1 protein-coding gene is annotated in these 1373 nt (G+C 55.8%); it reads left to right on the forward strand.

Going from position 1 to position 1373, the window contains the following annotated elements; translation table 11 throughout:
• Window positions 1-13: 13 nt before the first annotated feature.
• On the forward strand, window positions 14-1373 hold a 1360-nt coding region (locus PXY01_RS21460), incomplete at its 3' end, for a non-ribosomal peptide synthetase (RefSeq protein ID WP_246028052.1).

The following is a 1373-nucleotide window of genomic DNA, read 5'->3' on the forward strand; positions in this document are numbered from 1 at the left end:
TGATGGTGTGTCGATGAGCATTCTCGTGCGGGAGTTCGGTGAACTGTATCAGGGTAATGAGCTGCCGGAGCTGACGATTCAGTACAAGGACTACGCCTGCTGGCAGCAGGAGCAGGCTCAAACAGACCGGCTTCAAGAGCAAGAAGCTTACTGGACGCAGCAATTCGAGGAAGCACCTCCGGCGATGGAGATGCCTACAGACTATGTCCGCAAGCCGGTGCAAAGCTATGCGGGAAGCCGGATCGCGGTGCAGACGGGTACGGAGCTACTTGAACGGCTGAACGATCTTGCACGCGAGAGTGGAACGACGCTGTTCATGGTGCTGCTGGCCGCGTACAAGGTGATGCTGTCGAAATATAGCGGGCAGGAGGACATTGTAGTCGGAACGCCGATAGCGGGTCGGACGCATGCGGAGCTTCAAGGGATGCTCGGGCTGTTCGTCAATACGCTAGCGCTCAGGAGCCGACCAGAGGGCGGTTTGACGTTCAGAGCTTATCTGGAGCAGGTGAAGGAGCTGGCGCTGGCAAGCTATGCGAATCAGGAATATCCGTTCGAAGAGCTGGTGGAGAAAGTGGTCAAGCACCGGGATATGAGCCGCCATCCGCTGTTCGATACAATGTTCGTGCTGCACAATCAGGAGCAGCAGCGGCTAGATCTCGATTCCTTGCAGCTCATTGCACAACCGGTGGAAAGCCACGTGACAAAGTTCGATATGACCTGGTCATTAGCCGAAAGCGAAGACGGACTGCAAATCGTGGTCGAATACTGCACTGATTTGTACCGTCGCGAATCGGTGGAGCGGATGGCCAAGCATTATTTGCAATTAATCGAAGCAGCAGTCAGCGAACCGGAGATGGAACTGGCACAGCTGTCAATGCTGACCGTAGAAGAGAAGCATCAGATTATAAATGTGTTCAATGCAACGGAAGCACCGTATCCGCAGGAGAAGACGATCCACCAGTTGTTCGAGGATCAGGTGGAGCGGACGCCGGATCAGATCGCAGTGGTTAGCGAGACAGAACAGGTAACGTACCGGGAGCTGAACGCACGGGCGAACCGGCTGGCGCATAAGCTTCGGAAGCTGAGCGTTACAGCAGACAGCCGCGTTGCTCTACTGGCGGGGCGGTCCGTGGAGATGATTGCAGGCATCTTCGGCATTCTGAAGGCAGGCGGTGCATACGTGCCAATTGATCCGTCATATCCGCAGGAGCGAATCGCGTACATGCTGGAGGACAGCGGAAGCCGGTGGCTGGTTGGAGACGAGCATCTGCTGGAGAAGACGGCGTTTGACGGTCAGAAACTGGAGCTAAGGGAAGCGACATTAGACGGAGAAGATGGTTGGAACCTGGAAGATGTAAGCAGCCCGCACCAAC

It is taken from the genome of Paenibacillus xylaniclasticus, assembly GCF_004001065.1.
GTDB classification, from domain to species: Bacteria; Bacillota; Bacilli; order Paenibacillales; family Paenibacillaceae; genus Paenibacillus_T; species Paenibacillus_T xylaniclasticus.